The organism is Microbacterium sp. (assembly GCF_052099035.1).
In the GTDB taxonomy this organism is placed as follows: domain Bacteria; phylum Actinomycetota; class Actinomycetes; order Actinomycetales; family Microbacteriaceae; genus Microbacterium.
Genome location: NZ_JBQDSX010000005.1, coordinates 73,825 through 91,810, shown reverse-complemented (window position 1 = coordinate 91,810; position 17,986 = coordinate 73,825). Strand labels below are relative to the sequence as shown.

Annotated in this window: 18 protein-coding genes and 2 pseudogenes; 13 read left to right on the top strand and 7 right to left on the bottom strand. The window is 69.6% G+C overall.

From position 1 onward, the window contains the following. The 5 genes and pseudogenes from ACTIAO_RS03045 to ACTIAO_RS03025 form a co-directional block, all read right to left on the bottom strand. A pseudogene (locus ACTIAO_RS03045) lies at positions 1–425 on the bottom strand (hypothetical protein); the annotation flags it as partial. A 261-nt stretch (positions 426–686) separates the two neighbouring features. Then, complete coding sequence (locus tag ACTIAO_RS03040) at positions 687–1,136, bottom strand: hypothetical protein (RefSeq protein ID WP_441904791.1); 450 nt, start codon at positions 1,134–1,136, stop codon at positions 687–689. Then, positions 1,129–1,911, bottom strand: coding sequence for a DUF2637 domain-containing protein (locus tag ACTIAO_RS03035; RefSeq protein ID WP_246802449.1), 783 nt, complete (start codon positions 1,909–1,911; stop codon positions 1,129–1,131). The genes ACTIAO_RS03040 and ACTIAO_RS03035 overlap by 8 nt, the downstream gene beginning before the upstream one ends. A gap of 2 nt (positions 1,912–1,913) precedes the next feature. Next, positions 1,914–2,801 carry a bifunctional DNA primase/polymerase gene (locus tag ACTIAO_RS03030; RefSeq protein WP_441904790.1) on the bottom strand — a complete coding sequence of 296 codons (888 nt, stop codon included), beginning with the start codon at positions 2,799–2,801 and terminating at the stop codon, positions 1,914–1,916. Between the two features lie 369 nt (positions 2,802–3,170). Then, the gene (locus ACTIAO_RS03025) at positions 3,171–3,938 is read right to left on the bottom strand and encodes a hypothetical protein (protein ID WP_441904789.1); all 768 of its coding nucleotides are present in this window, start codon (positions 3,936–3,938) and stop codon (positions 3,171–3,173) included. 249 nt (positions 3,939–4,187) lie between these two features. Here ACTIAO_RS03025 and ACTIAO_RS03020 point away from each other — a divergent pair, with 249 nt between their 5' ends. Continuing rightward, the gene (locus ACTIAO_RS03020; protein WP_147439046.1) at positions 4,188–4,526 is read left to right on the top strand and encodes a hypothetical protein; all 339 of its coding nucleotides are present in this window, start codon (positions 4,188–4,190) and stop codon (positions 4,524–4,526) included. 348 nt (positions 4,527–4,874) lie between these two features. Here the strand turns inward: ACTIAO_RS03020 and ACTIAO_RS03015 are convergent. Both ACTIAO_RS03015 and ACTIAO_RS03010 read right to left on the bottom strand, forming a co-directional pair. Then, positions 4,875–5,810, bottom strand: a pseudogene (locus tag ACTIAO_RS03015) (DUF808 family protein). 34 nt (positions 5,811–5,844) lie between these two features. Continuing rightward, positions 5,845–6,783, bottom strand: coding sequence for an AraC family transcriptional regulator (locus ACTIAO_RS03010; protein ID WP_121657613.1), 939 nt, complete (start codon positions 6,781–6,783; stop codon positions 5,845–5,847). A gap of 96 nt (positions 6,784–6,879) precedes the next feature. On the opposite strand from ACTIAO_RS03010, the gene ACTIAO_RS03005 reads away from it, so the two are divergent. The 12 genes from ACTIAO_RS03005 to ACTIAO_RS02950 all read left to right on the top strand — a co-directional run bounded on the left by ACTIAO_RS03005 (position 6,880) and on the right by ACTIAO_RS02950 (position 17,930). Then, positions 6,880–7,980 (top strand): FecCD family ABC transporter permease, encoded by a 1,101-nt coding sequence (locus ACTIAO_RS03005; protein ID WP_220700320.1) that lies wholly within the window; start codon positions 6,880–6,882, stop codon positions 7,978–7,980. Continuing rightward, a complete protein-coding gene (locus ACTIAO_RS03000; RefSeq protein WP_220700319.1) occupies positions 7,977–9,062 on the top strand; it encodes a FecCD family ABC transporter permease in 1,086 nt (361 codons plus the stop codon). The genes ACTIAO_RS03005 and ACTIAO_RS03000 overlap by 4 nt, the downstream gene beginning before the upstream one ends. After that, positions 9,062–9,898, top strand: coding sequence for an ABC transporter ATP-binding protein (locus tag ACTIAO_RS02995; protein WP_121657611.1), 837 nt, complete (start codon positions 9,062–9,064; stop codon positions 9,896–9,898). The genes ACTIAO_RS03000 and ACTIAO_RS02995 overlap by 1 nt, the downstream gene beginning before the upstream one ends. Positions 9,899–9,952: 54 nt before the next feature. Next, on the top strand, positions 9,953–10,972 hold the full coding sequence (locus ACTIAO_RS02990; protein WP_121657610.1) for an ABC transporter substrate-binding protein: 1,020 nt from the start codon (positions 9,953–9,955) through the stop codon (positions 10,970–10,972). Between the two features lies 1 nt (position 10,973). Continuing rightward, positions 10,974–11,630 carry an isochorismatase family protein gene (locus ACTIAO_RS02985; RefSeq protein WP_121657609.1) on the top strand — a complete coding sequence of 219 codons (657 nt, stop codon included), beginning with the start codon at positions 10,974–10,976 and terminating at the stop codon, positions 11,628–11,630. Continuing rightward, entirely contained in the window at positions 11,627–12,409 is a 783-nt protein-coding gene (locus ACTIAO_RS02980) for an SDR family oxidoreductase (protein WP_121657608.1), read from the top strand. Before ACTIAO_RS02985 ends, ACTIAO_RS02980 begins: the two co-directional genes overlap by 4 nt. 61 nt (positions 12,410–12,470) lie before the next feature. After that, positions 12,471–13,640: an isochorismate synthase gene (locus ACTIAO_RS02975; protein WP_121657607.1), complete on the top strand. Its 1,170-nt coding sequence runs from the start codon at positions 12,471–12,473 to the stop codon at positions 13,638–13,640. Then, positions 13,637–15,289 carry a (2,3-dihydroxybenzoyl)adenylate synthase gene (locus ACTIAO_RS02970; RefSeq protein WP_121657606.1) on the top strand — a complete coding sequence of 551 codons (1,653 nt, stop codon included), beginning with the start codon at positions 13,637–13,639 and terminating at the stop codon, positions 15,287–15,289. Before ACTIAO_RS02975 ends, ACTIAO_RS02970 begins: the two co-directional genes overlap by 4 nt. After that, positions 15,286–16,650 carry a lysine N(6)-hydroxylase/L-ornithine N(5)-oxygenase family protein gene (locus tag ACTIAO_RS02965; RefSeq protein ID WP_121657605.1) on the top strand — a complete coding sequence of 455 codons (1,365 nt, stop codon included), beginning with the start codon at positions 15,286–15,288 and terminating at the stop codon, positions 16,648–16,650. The genes ACTIAO_RS02970 and ACTIAO_RS02965 overlap by 4 nt, the downstream gene beginning before the upstream one ends. Next, the gene (locus ACTIAO_RS02960; protein ID WP_183086090.1) at positions 16,637–16,891 is read left to right on the top strand and encodes a phosphopantetheine-binding protein; all 255 of its coding nucleotides are present in this window, start codon (positions 16,637–16,639) and stop codon (positions 16,889–16,891) included. The genes ACTIAO_RS02965 and ACTIAO_RS02960 overlap by 14 nt, the downstream gene beginning before the upstream one ends. Next, positions 16,891–17,115 (top strand): MbtH family protein, encoded by a 225-nt coding sequence (locus ACTIAO_RS02955; RefSeq protein ID WP_121657603.1) that lies wholly within the window; start codon positions 16,891–16,893, stop codon positions 17,113–17,115. The genes ACTIAO_RS02960 and ACTIAO_RS02955 overlap by 1 nt, the downstream gene beginning before the upstream one ends. Beyond that, positions 17,112–17,930 carry a siderophore-interacting protein gene (locus ACTIAO_RS02950; protein ID WP_121657602.1) on the top strand — a complete coding sequence of 273 codons (819 nt, stop codon included), beginning with the start codon at positions 17,112–17,114 and terminating at the stop codon, positions 17,928–17,930. The genes ACTIAO_RS02955 and ACTIAO_RS02950 overlap by 4 nt, the downstream gene beginning before the upstream one ends. Positions 17,931–17,986 lie beyond the last annotated feature (56 nt).

Genomic DNA, 17,986 nt, shown 5'->3' with positions numbered 1-17,986 from the left:
GGGTGGACGTCGTAGAAGAACTCCTCGTAGTGCCCGGCCCGCATCGGCTCCTCCGCCGGCCTTTTCGACGGGCGCCGCGCTTTGTCCTGGGACGTCATGTTGCGGTCGGCGTGGACTTCGGCGGCGATGCCGAGCGCCACCGCACGCGTGATCACCGCCCACGGATCATCCGCTTTGAGTGTGGTGGGTTGCCGCATCGCGAGGAACGCCTCATAGGCGGCGTCGGTGGGGTCGCGGTGCCAGGCTTTCGCGATCGGCGCATACTTCCCGGTGGCGTACACCATGAGCTCCGCGGCGACTGGGCGGGTGGCCCAGGCGTTGTGCTCGTTCAGCTCGGTGAGTAGCTCGCGCAGCCCTTCGCTGGTGGTGAAGTCCGGCGGCAATGATGCCGCCTGGGTGGGTGTGGATGGGTGGTGATGGTTCATAGCGACTCCTGAAACGTGATGAGATCCGTCAACAGATAGGTGCGACACCCACCAGGACGAACCCCGACTTGAGATCGCCGATCACCGCCATCGCACGCAGCACGGCCGTGCGGTGGCATGGGGGAGACCAGCAGACCCGCCGTACTCGTGCGGGCCTGTGCGGTGCCATCCGTGTCACAGTGAGCAGCCGGAAGGCGAGATTGCTGGTTTAGGGGGTGTGGGTGTCGTTCGGCACTCGGGTGGTGCCGGGACAGGCAGCGGTCACCGGCTCACCCCCGTCCTCCCGACCCCACGCCCCAAGACGCTCGTCGGACTGCTCCCATCTGAATCCAGGGCCTCCTGCCTGCGGGCCAGACGCTCCTGCAACTGGGCGCGGCCCTCACGGACCCCGTCGAGGACCGCGTCCCGCAGGCGCGTGTTCAACTCGGCCCCACGGTCCAGGGCGACGGCCCCAGCGCGGGCGGCGAGATCTGTGGGTCGCACCCATTGCACGCCCGGACGCTTCGAGACCGGGTCCGGGTCGTCGCGGGTGATGGTGGGGTCGCCGTGAGTGGCAAACTCCGATGCCCGCGCCTCCTCAGCCGCCACAGCGGACGACGGCGACGCTGCGGTGTCGCTACGTCTACCCTCGTCCGCGTGCTGATCGTGGCTCTCTCGAAGAGGCGGCGCATCCACGCGACCCGGGCCGGGGCTAATGGTGGGATCAATCATGGGGGTCTCCGTCCTGTTGACGGTCAGGTGTGTTCACCCACCGGCCTACGGTGGTGGGGTGCACCCCGAGTTGCGCGGCGATCTGCCGCTTCGACACACCCTCCGCATCAAGTGCAACCGCCCGAACTCGGGCTTCTCCTCGCTGCCTGCTTCCTCCGCAAGTCATCACCGGCCGCGCGACGGCCGTCGTCTCCGGCGGCTCGGGTATCGGGTGCTGCTCGGGCCGGTGCGGGTGGGTGGACGTCGCGACCGTGGTGGTCTCTTCGGCCACCGACAGCGGAGGGGCCGATTCTCGAATGGTCGGACTGGTGTTGCGGGTGAGTTCGACGGTGAGATGCGTCATCGCGAGCAGTACCAACGGTGGTACTGACGCGACCAATGCGGCGATGAGGGCGGGGACGCGGGTGTCGGCGGCGACGACCGCGTGGGTGATGTTCGCCGCCACTGACACTCCGGCACCCGCGCCGAGGAGTAGCCATGCGAACCGCCTCGCGGTGCGGGCGGACTCCCGCAGCGCGACGACACTGATCGTGGCTTCCAGGATCACACCGTCCACGATCAGCGGCCACATCCACGCCTGCCCCTCGGGGATCCCGGACAGGACGGCGAGGTCACGGAGGGTCGTGAACGACAGCCAGAACGCTCCCAGGGCGAGCAGGATCGTCCCGGTGACCGCGAGCACGATCACGAACCGCGACACCCCAGCAACTGGGGTCCCGCCAGGGCTCAGCTCCAGATCGCGCAGGGCACGAGCTGTCACTGCCGGGCCGGTCATAGTTACCTCCCGATCCCAAACAAGGAGCGAACAGTCTGCGCGACAGGATCGTCCGGCAACCCAGTGATCGTCGTGGCACGGTGGGCGGAGCGGATCGTTGCCGCGATTTCCCGCGCCTCGAGGCCGGCGGCGGACGCGGCAGGCTCGAGCGCACCGAGAGTGTCGAGCTCGGGCAGGCCGGCCTCAGCAAGTCGGCATGCCGCCCAGAACAGTCCCGCGTTCCGGTTCCCCTCCGGTAGCGCGGCGACCCAGGCCGCGAGCTGCTCCACCGTCCCCTCCCGCAGCGTCGCCGGATCGACCGGGCGGAGTGTTCGCCCTGGCTGAGGCGTCAGCAGCTCGCGGATCGCATCCGCGTCAACTGGGCGCGGGCGACGACCCCGGGCGATGACCTCGTAGCGGCGGTCCCCATGGCCGGTGGTGATGGTGGAGGGCGGGGCGATGATGTAGCCGCCGGTTCCGCGGAAGTCCACATGCGCCCGCCCCCGGGACCACGACCCTCGTGCCTGTTCTGGGTCTGTCGGGTAATACAGGTGCAGCCCACCGGATGGGGAGCGCACGGCCTGCCCCCACCAGCCGATCAGCCCCTCTCGTTGCAGGGTGCGGAGGATCGGGTACCCGGTGCCAGCAGCGTGCACGTCTACATCCAGCACGTCGATCATGGTCCCCGTCGGGACGCCGATATTCGCGTCCGGATACCGCCCCCACCAGGCGGCGATCCGAGCCGGGTCAATGGTGGCGTCCTGGAACCCATGCTCCGTGAGCGGGCGCTTCTGACCGGGTGCGCAGGGGAACACCGGGATACCCGCGGCAGCGTAGGCGACGGCAGCCTCCCCGAGCTCCCTGGGGAGCCGTGTGGGCATCGGCCAGGTGGCGGGGTCGGTGATGGTCATGTGCACCTCCTTTGGAACACGGCACGGGCCCGGGGACTCGTGCGTGGTGTCACTGGGAAGGTGCGGCAGCGACCGTGCTGCCTGCAGAATCTCCGCTCCTGAGCATCCCTTCTGAACCTCAACCCATACCCGAGCGGGCGCTGTCTCCGCGATTGTTTCGGGCCAGGATGCGCCGTTTCGTCAAGAACATGCGCCAAATCGTCAAACACACCAGTTCCCAGCACCACCGATCAACGACGACCCTCTGCTACAGGTTCCGGCCAAAACCCCGACCCGGGGAAGGTGGCTCAGGGCCGTCTGGATCCGAATCCACGTGCTGTTCCCGTTCGGCGAGGAACTCGCTCAGCAGCGCCCCGCGTTCCAGTCTCGTCAACGTGTTCTCGGAAAGGCGAATATCCCCGGGGCAGCGGCCGTCCGCCCGGTGTCGAGGACTGCAGCGTTGATCCGGTCAAGGACCTCAGCCGCGTCGTGCTGTTCGGTCTCCTGCTCCAGGATGCGGGCGATCTCGTTCACCACAGCACTGTCGTGCGCGGCGGGTGGGAACGCCGCCGACGCCGTCACCCCATCCCCGATCGGGGAGCGGCCGACGACGAGCCGGAACTGGCCTTCTCCGTCGATCCCTGTCGCGTCATACACGCCCGGCGGCATCCAGTCGTGAGCTTCCGACGCCTGCCCCGCATACAGTTCAGCCCCACCCGGGTCGTCAGGGTCGACCACACGAATGTCAGGGTCGGCGGCGAACAGCATCGCCTCCAGTTCCTCCCGCTGCGCCCGGTCCAGCAAGGGTTTGCCTTCCCCTGCGTTCTCCCGCTCCACCAGCACGCGCAGGGTTTGCAGGGCGATCAGATCTGCCGGCGCCCACTCGCGGTGAAACCGCTCGGGAAGGAACACCGTCCGCGGACCCCCCTCCGCCACGAGCCCCTGAAGGGCGTGTTCGCGTCGCAGCGCGGTCGCGGTGACGTTGGACCGCCGCTGGGCGTGGTCGGACCTGAACACCATGTCCTCGTACTCGCTCTCGAACGACGGGGCGACCGTGACGAGATATTCATCCTTCATCGGCTCCACGGGAAGCTGCTCCCGCTCCAGAAGATCGACGAGGCCGTCTCGAACCCGCTCGGCCCGCTCCAGCCTGTCCAACGTCTCGGGGAGGCGGGAGGCCTGCACCGCGAGCGAGAGACACTCGTCGCGCCACCGCTCGTGCGCGTCCTCGAAACCTTCCCGGTCGGGTGTGCCGTCCGGGAGGCGGAAGTCACCGGTGCTCGGTTCGGGTGGGAACACCTCCGCAACGATCTCCGGGATCCCCGAGTCCTCGAACGGCCCCCACCCTGGTGGCGGAACCAAGCGAGCGGCGGGGGAGGCCTCGGGTGCGGGTATCCAGGAGCGGATGTGCGGGACATCGTCACCGAATTCTTCGCCGAATACCCGGTCGCCGTCTGTGCGGAGCTGGTCAGGAGGGCCGGCGAGCTCCTCGATCAGCACTTCATCAACGATGTGCTGCGCCTCGGCCTGGGTGCGAGCGAGGACATCGAAATCAACCACCACCCGGAAGGGACGGGGCGGCTCAGGCGAATACCCCAGAGGCGGGAACGTGGTGTCGGACGGGATGAAAGACTCAAATCACAAACGGATAGAGAGAAGACCCGCCGCGCGAAAGTTCAGTTGCCACGGGTGGTGCTGTTCCAGAGGTACGCACAGGAACGCGCCAAGGTCGAGGCGTTCCGGTGATGACACGTCGAAACATCAAGAACATGCGCCGAAACGTCAACCCCCGCGACCGGGTCAGCGTGCGAGATGGCGTCCAGTCGACGGACCAGCACCAGTGCTCGGTGACGGCTCAGGCATGAGGGCGTGCTGCTCTGCGAGAGCTGTCACCACCGCATCCACGACAACGACTGGGAGATCAGGATCGAGGGGCGGGGGTTCGCGGCGAGGGTGTGGCTCATCCCCTCCCCGCCGAACGTCGACCCCGAGCGCAGACCGAGGCTCGGTGGCAGAGCCCGGTACGATATCGCGGCGTGAGTGCGCCGGCGTGGATTCGTGTTCTGGCCTGTGCGGACAGTCGTGTCTCGATGCTCAGACGTGGACGTCGGCGGGGGATTCTTCGCCCTCGTGGAAGCTGGGGGTCTTGCCGAACAGCCGCGCGATGCCCAGCACGATCCCGACGATGAGCAGCCCCAGAATGAGACCGGCGATCGCGGAGATGATCGTGTCCACGATCCAGACCACGACCGGACCGAGACCGTGGAGCGCGTGTTCCACGGCGTGCAGCATGTCGACCGGGAAGTGCCACCCCACCTCGCCCAGATTCACGAGCACGAGGTGGCTGCCGACCCAGAGCATCGCGACCGTGCCGAGGATGCTGATGAAACGGAACACCCCGGGCATCGAGCGCACGATCCTGGTGCCGGTGTGACGCACACGCTGCACCGGGCTCTTCGCCATCTTCAGGCAGATGTCGTCGATCTTCACGAGCAGTGCGACAGCGCCGTAGACGACACCCGTGCCGTGGACGACACTCGTCATGACGAGCGCGATCACGGCGAGGATTGCCAGCGTCGCCCAGATGTCGAGCCCCTTCTCGAGGCTCGCGAGCGAGATGAGCATGATCTCGGTCGAGAGGATCAGGTCGGTGCGCACCGCACCGAGCACCAGCTTCCTCTCATCGCGCGCTCCCTTGTCGGCGTGACCGTGCTGCACGCCGAACCACTCGAGCACCTTCTCGGCGCCCTCGAAGCACAGGTAGGCCCCGCCCAGGATCAGCAGATACGGCAGCACCTACGGAGCGAACGCGGTCAGCGGCAGCGCCGCCGGGATGATGATCACGAACTTGTTCGCCAGCCACCCGAGGGCGATCTTGCCGACGACGGGCAGCTCCCTGGCAGGCGTGAGGCTCTGCACGTACTGCGGAGTCACCGCGGCGTCGTCGATCACGACGCTGGCCGCCTTGGCCGACGCCTTCATCGCTGCGCTCAGGATGTCGTCGACGACGGCCAGAAGTCCAACGGACATGGGTGTTCCCGGCGTGAAGTGCCGGATGCTCACATTACCGACTTCGCGACGCCGCACCCCCGCTCGACGGCGACGCATCGCGCGTCTGCTGGAGTCGCATCGCGCTCGGTCGGCAGCCGTAACCACGATGAAAAGCGGCGAGCAGACCGTTGTGGGTGAGCCCCACGGCTCGCGCGGCGTTCGCGACCGGATAGCCCCGGTGCAGAAGAGCGACCGCTGCCTCGAGGCGGACCGCCGTACGCCACGTCGTATAGCTCGTTCCGAGCTCCGCCACGAACGCGCGGCGGATGCTCGTCGTGCTCGTGTGCAGCCGTCGGGCCCATCCGTCCAGAGTGCGGTCGTCTGAGGGGTCGGCATGGAGGGCGGCACTGATCGCGACGGTGAGGGGGCCGTGCAGCTCCGCTCGAGCGAGGCGCGCGATCTCCGCCCGCATCCGGGTGCGCTCTGTGGCAGGACACCCGCTCCCGGCGGCGTCCGGATCTCCGCCCGCGGCCGCCAGGGGTGTGCCAGCGGCGACTGGAGTGCCTCCTTCGCGGACCGGGCGGTGGAACCCGCCCTTCCGCAACGCGGCGCAAAGGATCGGGGAGGCGTCCGTGCGGGAGATCGAGGTCGCCAGCAGGCGGTTGCGCAGCTCTCCGGTCACGCTGACCGCACACGGCGCCGGCACCACGTCGGTCGGCGAACCCGTGCGGTGCACGAACGGCGCGAATCCCGGATGGAAGCGCGCGGAATGCGGGAAGCCCGCGGGAATCCACACCCCCTGGCTCTGGTCGACCGTGAACTGCTCGCCGTCCACGTCGATCACGGCGCTGCCGCTCAACGCGACGATGAACTGATCGTCGTCGTGGCGATGCGTGCCGTGTCCCCACGGGCCGAATCCATCCACATCCGACCGCTCCTCTGTCTCGGCGTCGACATCCTCTCCAGCCTCGGAACGCGGCTCTGGAACGACGGATGGAAGTGGACGGAACATGGGACTCCTGGAACGCTGAGTGGGAAATAGTTAGGTTAGCCTAACCTCGGACTTCGCGTGAGGTCATGACCGCGGATGACGGGAGCAGGGCACGAGGTGAGTACGACCCAGACGGCGGATGTCTCTGAGCGGAAGGTCGCTGAGGAGATCGCCACGGACCCTCGTGCCGTCCTCGGCCCCGTGCGCTCGAGCATGCGACGACGGCTGCTCGGCCTCGTCGCTCTCCTCGTCTTCCTCGCGGTGGCCGCACTGCTCTCCCTCGCGATCGGGGCGCGTGACATCGCGCCCGACGTCGTCATCCGCGCACTGTCGGCTGCTCTCAGCGGCGCCCCGGACGGAGACTTCGAGGCGACAGTCGTGATCACCGAGCGACTGCCTCGGACCGTTCTCGGCCTCCTGGTCGGCGCCTGCCTCGGCGGGGCCGGCGTGCTCATGCAGGGACTGACCCGCAATCCGCTGGTCGACGGCGGCATCCTCGGCGTCGAGATGGGAGCGGCCTGCGCGGTCGTGGCGGGGATCGTGCTCATGGGGCTCGCCGGGGTCGGTGCGACGTTCTGGTTCGCCCTCGCCGGCGCCGGCATCGCCGCCGCACTCGTCTTCTCCATCTCGCGCCTCTCACGGGCGGCGTCCACCGCCATGAGCCTGGTGGTGGCGGGGGCGGCGACGGCCGCGATGCTCGCTGCCGTGATCAACCTCCTCATCGTGCGCGACAACACCTCGTTCTCCCGCTACCGGTTCTGGTCGATCGGACAGCTCGCCGGACGCGGGGAGGCCATCCCCGAAGTCTGGCCCTTCGCGGTGACCGGAATCGTCCTCGCACTCCTGTGCGGCGCCACGTTGAACGCGCTCTCCTTGGGCGAGTCGACCGCCGCCGCTCTCGGCGTCCGCGTGCGCCGTGCCCAGCTGGGGGTCGCGTTCGTCGCGGTCCTGCTCTGCGCCGCGGCCGTCGCTGCCGCAGGACCCATCGGCTTCATCGGTCTGATCGGCGCGCACCTCGGCCGGCTCATCGTGGGCGCCGATCAGCGGCTGCTCGTCCCCTTCGGAATGGTCTGCGGTGCCGCCGTGCTGCTGGCCGCCGACGTGGCCGGACGCATCACTCCGGGAAACGGGGAGATCGCGGTCGGCATCATGACCGCCGTGGTCGGAACGCCGGTCTTCGTCGTCCTGGCCCGCACCAGGAAGCTGGTCGAAGCATGAGCGGGGCGGGCGTCATGGGTCTCACCGCCGGGGTGCTCCCCGACCGGGACGTCACCTCCGAGGGAACTGTCGTCACGAGCCTGAGAGATGCTCGACGGCGGGCCCGGATTCGTCTGACCGCTGTCTTCGCGTCCCTTGTCGCCGTCGGAATGGCCGCCTTCTCGATCGAGATCCTGATCGGCGGGAGTGCAGAGCTCTCGCCCGACGCCGTCTTCGAGGCGCTCTTCGGCGAGGGGACCGTCGTCTCACGACTCGTGGTGTGGGAGTCCCGCCTTCCCCGCGCGCTCACCGCAGTGCTCGTCGGCGCGCTCTTCGGCATGGCGGGCGTCGTGTACCAGCGCCTCATCGGCAACGTGCTGGCGACCCCCGACATCATCGGCGTCTCCAGCGGAGCGAGCGCCGGGGCGGTCGCGGTCCTGGTGGGGCTGGGCGGAACGGGCATCGCGGTGCAGGGAGGCGCCATCGTCGGTGCCGTCTTCGCCGTGCTCGTGATCTTCGGTCTCAGCTGGAAACGCGAATCTTCCACCTATCGCCTGGTGCTCGTCGGCATCGGCGTGGGGGCGTGCTTCGCGGCCGTGACGAGCTACCTGCTCACCTTCGCCGACAGCATGACCTCGACGCGCGCGATGCGCTGGATGATCGGCTCGCTCGCCGGTACCCAGTGGTCCGACGTCGCGCTCCTGTTCGCCGCCCTCGCGCTCGGGGTCGTCGCCGTCGCGGTCATCGACCCCTCGCTCGACGCGATCCGGCTCGGTGACCCGCTCGCCAGGGGGCTGGGGACGCGCGTCGGCCTGATCCGCGTCGCCGCGCTTCTGCTGGGGGCATTGCTGGCCGCGCTCGCGACGAGCGTCGTCGGGCCGATCGCGTTCCTCGCGCTCGTCTCCGGACCCATCGCCGCACGCCTGGTCCGGCAGGGCGGTCCGTTCCCCGCAGCGGTCGTCGGCGCCGCACTGCTCCTGTTCGCCGACGTGGTGGCGCAGTCCGCACCGTTCGTGAGCCCCGTTCCGACCGGCGTCGTGACCGGCCTCATCGGCGCACCCGTGCTCATCTTCCTGCTCCTCACCCGGAAGGCGGACGCCTGATGACCCTACTCGACGAGACGCCCTCCGCTCCCTCGCACGCAGGTCGTGCGGAGGAGCCGATACTCGCCGCACAGGGCGTTCGCGCCGGCTATGCGGCGAAGACGATCGTCAGCGACCTCGACCTCCTTGTCGCACGCGGCGGGATCACCGCACTGATCGGGCCGAACGCATCGGGCAAGTCGACGCTGCTCGGCGCCCTCTCCCGCCTCGTGCCGCTGCAGGCCGGATCGGTGCTCCTCGACGGCGCCGACATCCACGCGATGCCCACCCGCGAGGTCGCGCGGCGACTGGGAATCCTCCCGCAGAGCCCGGTGGCACCCGAGGGCATCACCGTCGCCGAGCTCGTGCGACGCGGACGCCACCCACACCGACGTTTCGCGAGCACCCGGGCCTCCGACGACCTGATCGTCGCCAGGGCGCTCCTGCGTACCGGGGTGGCCGACCTCGTCGACCGTCCGGTGGACACGCTGTCGGGCGGGCAGCGGCAGCGGGCGTGGATCGCGATGGCGCTCGCGCAGGAGACACCGCTCCTCCTGCTCGACGAGCCGACCAGTGCGCTCGACATCGCCCACCAGGTGGAGGTGCTCGATCTGCTGGTCGACCTCGTCGCGGAGGGGACGACCGTCGTCGTGGTGCTGCACGACCTCGCGCACGCCGCCCGCTACGCGTCGACCGTCGTCGCCCTGCGCGACGGCGCCATCGTCGCCTCCGGCCCGCCCGCCGACGTCATCACCGCCGACCTCGTCGCGGAGGTGTTCGGGGTGCAGGCCCGCATCATCGCCGACCCCGACACCGGAGCACCGCTGGTGCTGCCGCGAGGGCGACACGGGATGTGACCTGAAGCCTCTTTCGCCCTGAAGCCTCTTTCACCCTGAAGAAAGTAGAGACACATGACCCGCTCCGTGCTCCGCCGTCTGACCGCGGCGGCCGCCGCCCTCGTCGTCAGCACTTCGCTGCTCGCCGGATGCGGCGCCTCCGCCGACACTCCGTCCTCATCGACCGGGACCGCGGCCGGCTATCCGATGACGCTCACGAGCCCCTATGGAGAGACGACGCTCGAGGCCAAGCCGGAGCGCGTCGCCGTGGTGTCCTCCGTCGACCTCGACATCGCCCTCGCTCTCGGTGTGGTCCCGGTGATCAGCCCGCAGTACGGCGATGCCGAGCTCGATCCCTGGGAGACCGAGGCTCTGGAGGAGCTGGGCGAGACGACGCTGAAGACCTACGACTCCACCGACGGCGTCGACTACGAGGCGATCGCCGTGGCCGAGCCCGACGTCATCCTCGCCACCAGCGGCTGGACCCTCGACGCCGACTACGAGCAGTTGTCGAAGATCGCCCCGATCGTCTCGTACACGGGCGAAGACGGACTGAGCGCCATGACCTGGGAGCAGCGCACGGAATCCGCTGCCGCCGCTCTGGGGCGCAGCGACCAGGCGAAGGACGTCATCGACGGTATCGCCGCCGACTTCGCCACCACGGCGGCCGCGAACCCCGAGCTCGCCGGGACGACCTTCACCTACGCCGTCATCCATCCCGAGCAGATCACCTACATCTCGTACGAGGGCAGCGACGTCACGTTCTTCACCAAGCTCGGCCTCACCCTTCCGGAGCGCGCGTCCGACTTCGGCGCCACCTCCGCCGCGGTGAGCCGCGAGAACCTCGACCTGCTCGACGCCGACATCCTGCTCATGGGATATCCGTTCGGCGACGAGGGACTGCTGACCCGCTCCGACCTGGAGAAGGACGCACTCTTCCGCCAGATCCCCGCGGTCGCCGCCGGACGCTACGCCGTGATCGACGACGCGTTCGCCTCGCCGCTCGCCTACCCGACACCGCTCACGGAGCCGTGGCTGCTGGAGCGGCTCGTCCCGGTGCTCGTCGATGCCGTGGCCGGCAACGGGGAGAAGTGACATGGGGCTTCCCCGTATCGCGACCTATGACGTTCCGGGTGTCGACGAGCACCCGGAAGGCCGTGTCGACTGGACGCTCGATCCGACCCGCAGCGCGATCCTCGTGCACGACATGCAGCAGTACTTCGTCGACGCCTTCGCGGAAGCCGACGGCCCCGTCGGTCTGGCGATCGGCCACATCGCCCGTCTGCTCGACGCGGCGCGGGCTGCCGGCGTGCCGGTGATCTACACCGCGCAGCCGGCCGGACAGGACCCCGTCGATCGCGGGCTCCTGTCCGAGTTCTGGGGTCCGGGTCTGCAGGACGAGGAGAGCGCCGCGATCGTCGACGAGCTGCGGCCGGTCGCGGGCGACACGATCCTCACGAAATGGCGGTACAACGCGTTCATCCGGACGCCCCTGCGCGAGACCCTCGCGGCCCGGGATCGGGATCAGCTCGTGATCGTCGGCGTCTACGCGCACATCGGATGCCTGCTCACCGCTGCCGACGCGTTCATGAACGACATCCGCCCGTTTCTCGTCGCCGACGCCGTCGCGGACTTCTCTCGCGAGGATCACCTCTTCGCGCTGGACTACGCGGCCAATCGGTGCGCGCGCGTGCTCGACACCGACACGGCTCTCGCCGCTCTCGCCCCGGGCGCTCCAGGAGTCGGAAGATGAGCACGGTCGCACTGGTGACCGGGGCGGCGGGAGGCATCGGCGCCGCGGTGGTGGCCCGACTCCGCCGCGACGGACGGGCGGTCGTCGGATTGGACCGTGATCCGGGTGCGGACTTCATGATCGATGTCACCGACCGCGCCGCGATCGAGGGCGTCGTCGCCGAGATCGAGAAGACGCAGGCGGACATCGACGTGCTCGTCAACGCCGCGGGGATCCTGCGGACAGGATCCGCCCTGGAAGGAGACCCGGAGGATCTCACCGACATGCTCGCCGTGAACGTGCTAGGCGTGGCCACGGTGTCCAGAGCAGTCGGGGCGCGGATGGCAAGGCGAGGACAGGGGTCGATCGTGACCGTCTCCTCGAACGCCGCCGCGACCGCACGTGCGGGCATGGTCGGCTATGGCGCCTCCAAGGCGGCCGTCGCGCAGTACACGATCGGATTGGGGCTCGAGCTCGCCGCAGACGGGGTGCGATGCAACGTCGTGGCTCCGGGGAGCACACGCACGGCCATGCTCGTCGCGGCCGGGCAGCGGCGGGCGTCCGCGACCCCCGCGGCAGCGACCGCAGCAGAGGGGATCCCCGGGAGCGATGATCGCACGGCGCAGGCCGTGGCGGCCGCGATCACGGGCGACGCCGCGCGCTTCCGGAACGGCATCCCGCTCGGACGCGTCGCCGACCCCGAGGACATCGCCGCCGCCGTGGCCTTCCTCGTGTCGGAGGACGCCCGCCACATCACGATGCAGACGCTGACCGTCGACGGCGGGGCGACGGCGTGCTGAGCGGGATCCCGGATGTCCCGGGATCCCGGACGAACCCGCAGGCAGTGTGAGGAGAGAGAACATGTACGGATCGGATGACGTCATCTTCCATGGTCGTCGACGGTGGCACGGTACCGGCCGTCGCGCGGTGCTGGCGCGGGAGCAGGCGGCCGGACCCGGCCTCGCCGACGCGGTTCTCTCGATGCTGCGCCGGGCGGAGGCGGAAGACGGCGTGCGTCGGATCGCTCTGGGCGCGATCCCGTTCGACCCCTCGCAGCCGGCGCACATCATCGTGCCGGAACACGTGGTCGAGGTCTTCCCGGAGGCGGGGGAGACCGACGGATCCCCGGTGGGGCCGATCGTCGGCGCATCGTCCGAACCCGCCCAGAGGGCCGCTGCCGTCATCCCGCCGGACGACCCCGGCTACCGGGTCGCGGTGGGAGCCGCGTTGCGCGCCATCGAGGCCGGCATCGTGACGAAGGTGGTCCTCGCCCGCACGATGCACCTCGAGGCCGGTGATCCGATCGACACCCCTGCGCTTTTCCGGGCCTTCGCCGGGCAGAACCCGGCCGCGTACGCGTATCACGTGCCGGACGACGAGGGCGGTGTGCTCGTCGGGGCCTCGCCCGAACTCATCGCCGCGGTCGAGGGCACGCGGTTGCGTTCCCTCCCTCTGGCGGGGACCGCCGCCCGCCACGACGATCCGCGCGCCGATGACGCCGCGCGCGCGGCGCTCACGTCTTCCGCGAAGGATCGGCACGAACACGCGGTTCTGGTCTCGGCCCTCGCCGAGCGACTGCGCCCCTTCGCACCGACGCTCGCCGTCCCCGCGGAACCGGTGATCGTCGAGACACCGCGTCTGTGGCACCTGGGCACGCCGATCGAGGGCGAGCTCATCCCGGGGACCACCGTGCTCGAGGTGGCCGCAGCCGTGCATCCGACCCCCGCCGTGTGCGGAACGCCGACGGCCGCCGCGCGCGACCTCATCCGCATCCTCGAGCCGGAGGACCGCGGACTGTACGCCGGCCTCGTGGGGTGGATGGACTCGTCCGGCGATGGCGAGTGGGCGCTGGCGCTGCGGGGTATCCATGTCTCCGGAACGACCGCCCGCCTGCATGCCGGGGCCGGAATCGTCGCCGGGTCCGATCCGGTCGCGGAGCACCGCGAGACCGCGGCGAAGCTCGGCTCCGCCCTCCGTGCTCTCGCCGCCGTCACGCCGGTGCGTCGTCGCTCCCTGGCGGGTGTCGCATGAATCCCGTCGCCACGGATCCGCCGACCGTACAGCCGCTGACGGTGGAGGGCGTGGTGCCCTACCCCGCGGAGTTCGCCGCCCGGTACCGGCAGGCGGGGCACTGGATCGGCGCGACGTTCGACGAACTGCTGCGCGATGCCGTCGCCGCGGCACCGAACAGCCTCGCGGTGGTGGACGGCGAACGCGCCTGGATCTATCGCGACCTCGATGCACGTGTCGGGCGGCTCGCCACGGCGCTGATCGCCGACCACGGTGTGCGCCGCGGAGACCGGGTGGTCGTGCAGCTTCCCAACATCGCCGAGTTCGTCGTCGTCGTGTTCGCCCTGTTCCGGATCGGTGCGGTTCCCCTGTTCGCCCTGCCCGCACATCGCCGCTCAGAACTGCTGCACTTCTGCCGGGAGGCGGAAGCGGTCCTGATCGTGACAGCGGAACGGATCGGCGGATTCGCACACGCGGCGCTCGCCGCCGAGGTCGCCGGGCTCGTGCCGAGTGTGCGCGGGGTGCTGCTCGCGAGCGACGTCGACACCGCATCGGAGGGGCGTCCCGAAGCCGAGACCGTTGCGGTCGCGCCCGGTGACCTCGCATTCCTTCAGCTGTCCGGTGGCACCACAGGCACGCCCAAGCTCATCGCCCGCACGCACGACGACTACCTCTACTCGGTCCGCGAGAGCACCCGCATCTGCAGGTTGCACGCGGGCAGCCGCATGCTCGTGGCGATGCCCGTCGCCCACAACTTCACGATGTCCTCGCCGGGCATCCTCGGCATCATCGCCGCGCGCGGTGCCATCGTGCTCACCACCGACCCCGGCCCCGATGCCGTGCTGGCGCTCATCGAACGTCACGGTGTGACCATCGTCCCTGCGGTGCCGCCGCTCATCCTCTCCTGGCTCAACGCGCCGCAGCGGCAGGAGCACGATCTGCGCAGCCTGGAGGTGGTGCAGGTCGGTGGGGCGAAGCTCAGCCGCAGCGTCGCCGAGCGGATCGAGCCTGCGTTCGGATGCCGCTTGCAGCAGGTCTTCGGCATGGCGGAGGGACTCGTGAACTACACCCGGTTGGATGACGACATCGAGACCGTGCTCTCGACCCAGGGCCTGCGCATCAGCGCCGACGACGAGGTGCGGGTCGTGGACGAGACCGACCGGCCGGTGCCGTCCGGCACACCGGGGGCGCTCCTGACGCGCGGCCCATACACGATCCGAGGCTACTTCCGCGCGCCGGAGCACGACGCGCGATCATTCACCGCCGATGGCTTCTACCGCACCGGCGACATCGTGGTCGAGCGGGAGGACGGGTACCTCACGGTCGTCGGCCGCTCGAAGGACCAGATCAATCGCGGCGGCGAGAAGATCGCGCCGGAGGAGATCGAGAACGCCCTCCTCACGCATCCCGACGTGCATGACGCGGCGGTCGTCGGCATCTCCGACGAGGCGATGGGGGAGAGGGTCCACGCGTCCGTTGTGCGGCGTGCGGGACCGGACGGCACCCCGATCCCGCTGCGCCCGGTCGATCTGCGTCGGCACCTCGCGGCGGTGGGGCTCGCGGTGTACAAGGTCCCCGACGTTATCGCCCTCGTCGATGAGCTCCCGGCCACCGGCGTCGGCAAGGTCGACCGTCGAGGGGTCGCCGCACAGGAGAGGAACCATTCGTGAACGCCGCGATGACGGAGGGCGCCGAGAACGTCCCCGAGACGGTGGATGTCGTCGGCATCGGATTCGGTCCGGCGAACCTGGCGATCGCGATCGCGCTCCGGGAACACGCGCAGGAGGGCAGGCCGCTGGACGCGGTGTTCTTCGAGGCGCAGGAGGAGCCGACCTGGCATCCGGGAATGCTCCTCGAAGACGCGAGCATGCAGATCTCGTTCCTGAAGGACCTGGTCACGTTCCGCAATCCGGTCTCGCCCTACTCGTTCGTCGCCTTCCTGCACGAGCGGCAGCGTCTGGTTGACTTCACGAACCGCGGGTGCGCCGAGCCCCTGAGGATCGAGTTCGCCGCATACCTGCGCTGGGTGGCGGAGGCCTTCGCCGATGTCGTCCGCTACGGATCCCGCGTCGAGCGCGTGACGCCGATCCGGATCGACGGTGAGGTCGAGGCCTTCGACGTGCTCGTGACCTCGTCTGACGACGTGCACACCGTTCGCGCCCGCAGCGTCATCGTCGCCGCGGGACTCCGGCCGCGGTTCCCGGCAAGTGTCCTCCCCGGACGACGGGTGTGGCACTCGGCGGACCACGTGCACCGGGTGGGGGAGCTGCGTGCTCCGCGACGACTCGCCGTCGTCGGAACGGGGCAGAGCGCGATGGAAGTCGCGCTCGACCTTTCCGATCGGTTCCCCGAGGCCGCTGTGCACCTCGTCTCCTCGCAGTTCGGCGTCGCGCCGAGCGACCAGGGGCCGCTGGTGAACCGGATCTTCGACCCGGACTCGGTCGACCTGCTCTTCGATGCCCCGGACGCCGTGCGCACCCGTCTCGATGCCCTGCACAGGAACGCCAACAACGGCGTCGCCAGCACCGCGGTGATCCGCGCGTTCTTCGACCGGATGTACGGCGATGCGTGGCTCGGCCGGGAGCGTCTGGTGCTGCATCGGGTCAGTCGACTCGTCGCCCTGCAGGAGGAGCCGTCGGGAGTGCAGGCGACGATCCACTCGGAACTCGACGGCTCCCGAACTCTGCTCGACGTCGATGCTGTGGTGTTCGGCACCGGCTACCGTCCCTTCGACACCGCAGAGCTGCTGCAAGACGACGCCGGTCTCCTCCGTCGCGATGACGCGGGCCGCCCGGTCCTCCGCCGCGATCACTCGGCCGCCCTCACCGAACCCGGCACGGCGCGCCTGGTGCTCGTGGGTCAGGGCGAGCACCAGCACGGTCTGACTTCGACGCTCCTGTCGACGACGGCCGTGCGCGCGGGGGAGATCGCGGATGCCCTGGTGGCCGCCGTCGGACGGAGCCACCGATCCCACGACAGGTCGGCGGGAGAGACCGCCGACGACAGGAAAGGAACACATGTCGCCGTCTGAAGCCCTCGAGCGCGCCCGCGCACTCGCCGCCGCCGTCGTCCCGGACGATCTCACCGACGTCGGGGGAGACGAGGACCTCCGTGACTACGGGCTCGACTCTGTCCGCGTGATCGGACTCCTCACCGCCGTGCGCGACGCCGGCGGCGCGATCGAGTATGCCGACGTCGTCGGCGGAACCACCCTCGAGATCCTCGCCGCGGCACTCGCCTCGGCACACCCCGCACACCAGGAAGGCGAATGATGAGCACCAACCCTTTCGACGATGAAGACGGAGTCTTCCTCGCACTCGTGAACGACGAGGAGCAGTACTCTCTGTGGCCCGAGTTCGCCGAGGTCCCCTCCGGCTGGCGGATCGTCTTCGGCCCGGCCGACCGGTCGGCCACCCTCGAGTTCATCGAGACTACGTGGACCGACCTGCGCCCGCGCTCGCTGCGCGAGGCGATGGCAGCGGAGACGGCACGATGACCGCGATCGCACCTGCCCCGGTCGAGTACGTCGACTTCCCGGTGCGGGTCCGCGAGGTCGAGGTCGTGCGCACGACCCGCCTGTCGGACACGATGATCCGGCTCACGTTCGGCGGCGAGGGAGCGGCGGGGTTCGAGAGCGCGATCTTCGACGAGCACGTGAAACTCATCTTCCCCGAACCCGACACGGGGGAGCTGCGACTGCCCCTGCCCGACGGCGATGACCTCATCTGGCCCCGACCGATCCCCACGAGCCGCGAGTACACTGTGCGTGCTCACCGACCGGACGCACAGGAGATCGACATCGACTTCGTCGTGCACGCGAGCGGACTCGCCTCGGACTGGGCGCGAGACGCGCAGCCGGGAGACAGGGCGCACATCGCCGGTCCGCCCGGGGGATACCGGGTGAGCGACGACTACGACTTCTACGTGCTCGTCGCCGATGAGACGGCACTGCCCGCCGTCGCCCGCTGGCTGGAGGAGAGCCCGCGCTCCCGATCAGGTGCGGTCGTCGTCGAGGTCGAGGGCCCGAGGTCGGAGCAGTCGCTGGATGCACCGGAGGGCGTCTCGGTGACCTGGCTGCACGGGGGCGGTGCCGCGACCGACAACCTGATCCGCGGTGCGCTCGCCGTGGAGATCCCCGAGGGTTCGCGGGTCTTCGTCTGGCTCGCCGGCGAAGCCGGGGCTATCAAGCCTCTCCGGCGCTGGGTGCGCGACGAGCTGGGCCTTACCAAGCACCATTCGTCGATCACCGGGTATTGGAAGCGCGGCATCGCCGATACGCACGAGCACCTCGACGAGGACGACGAGGACTGACCTCCGTCCCGCAAGCCCGACCCCGTCCGGGGACCGCCCATGACAAGGACGCCCCG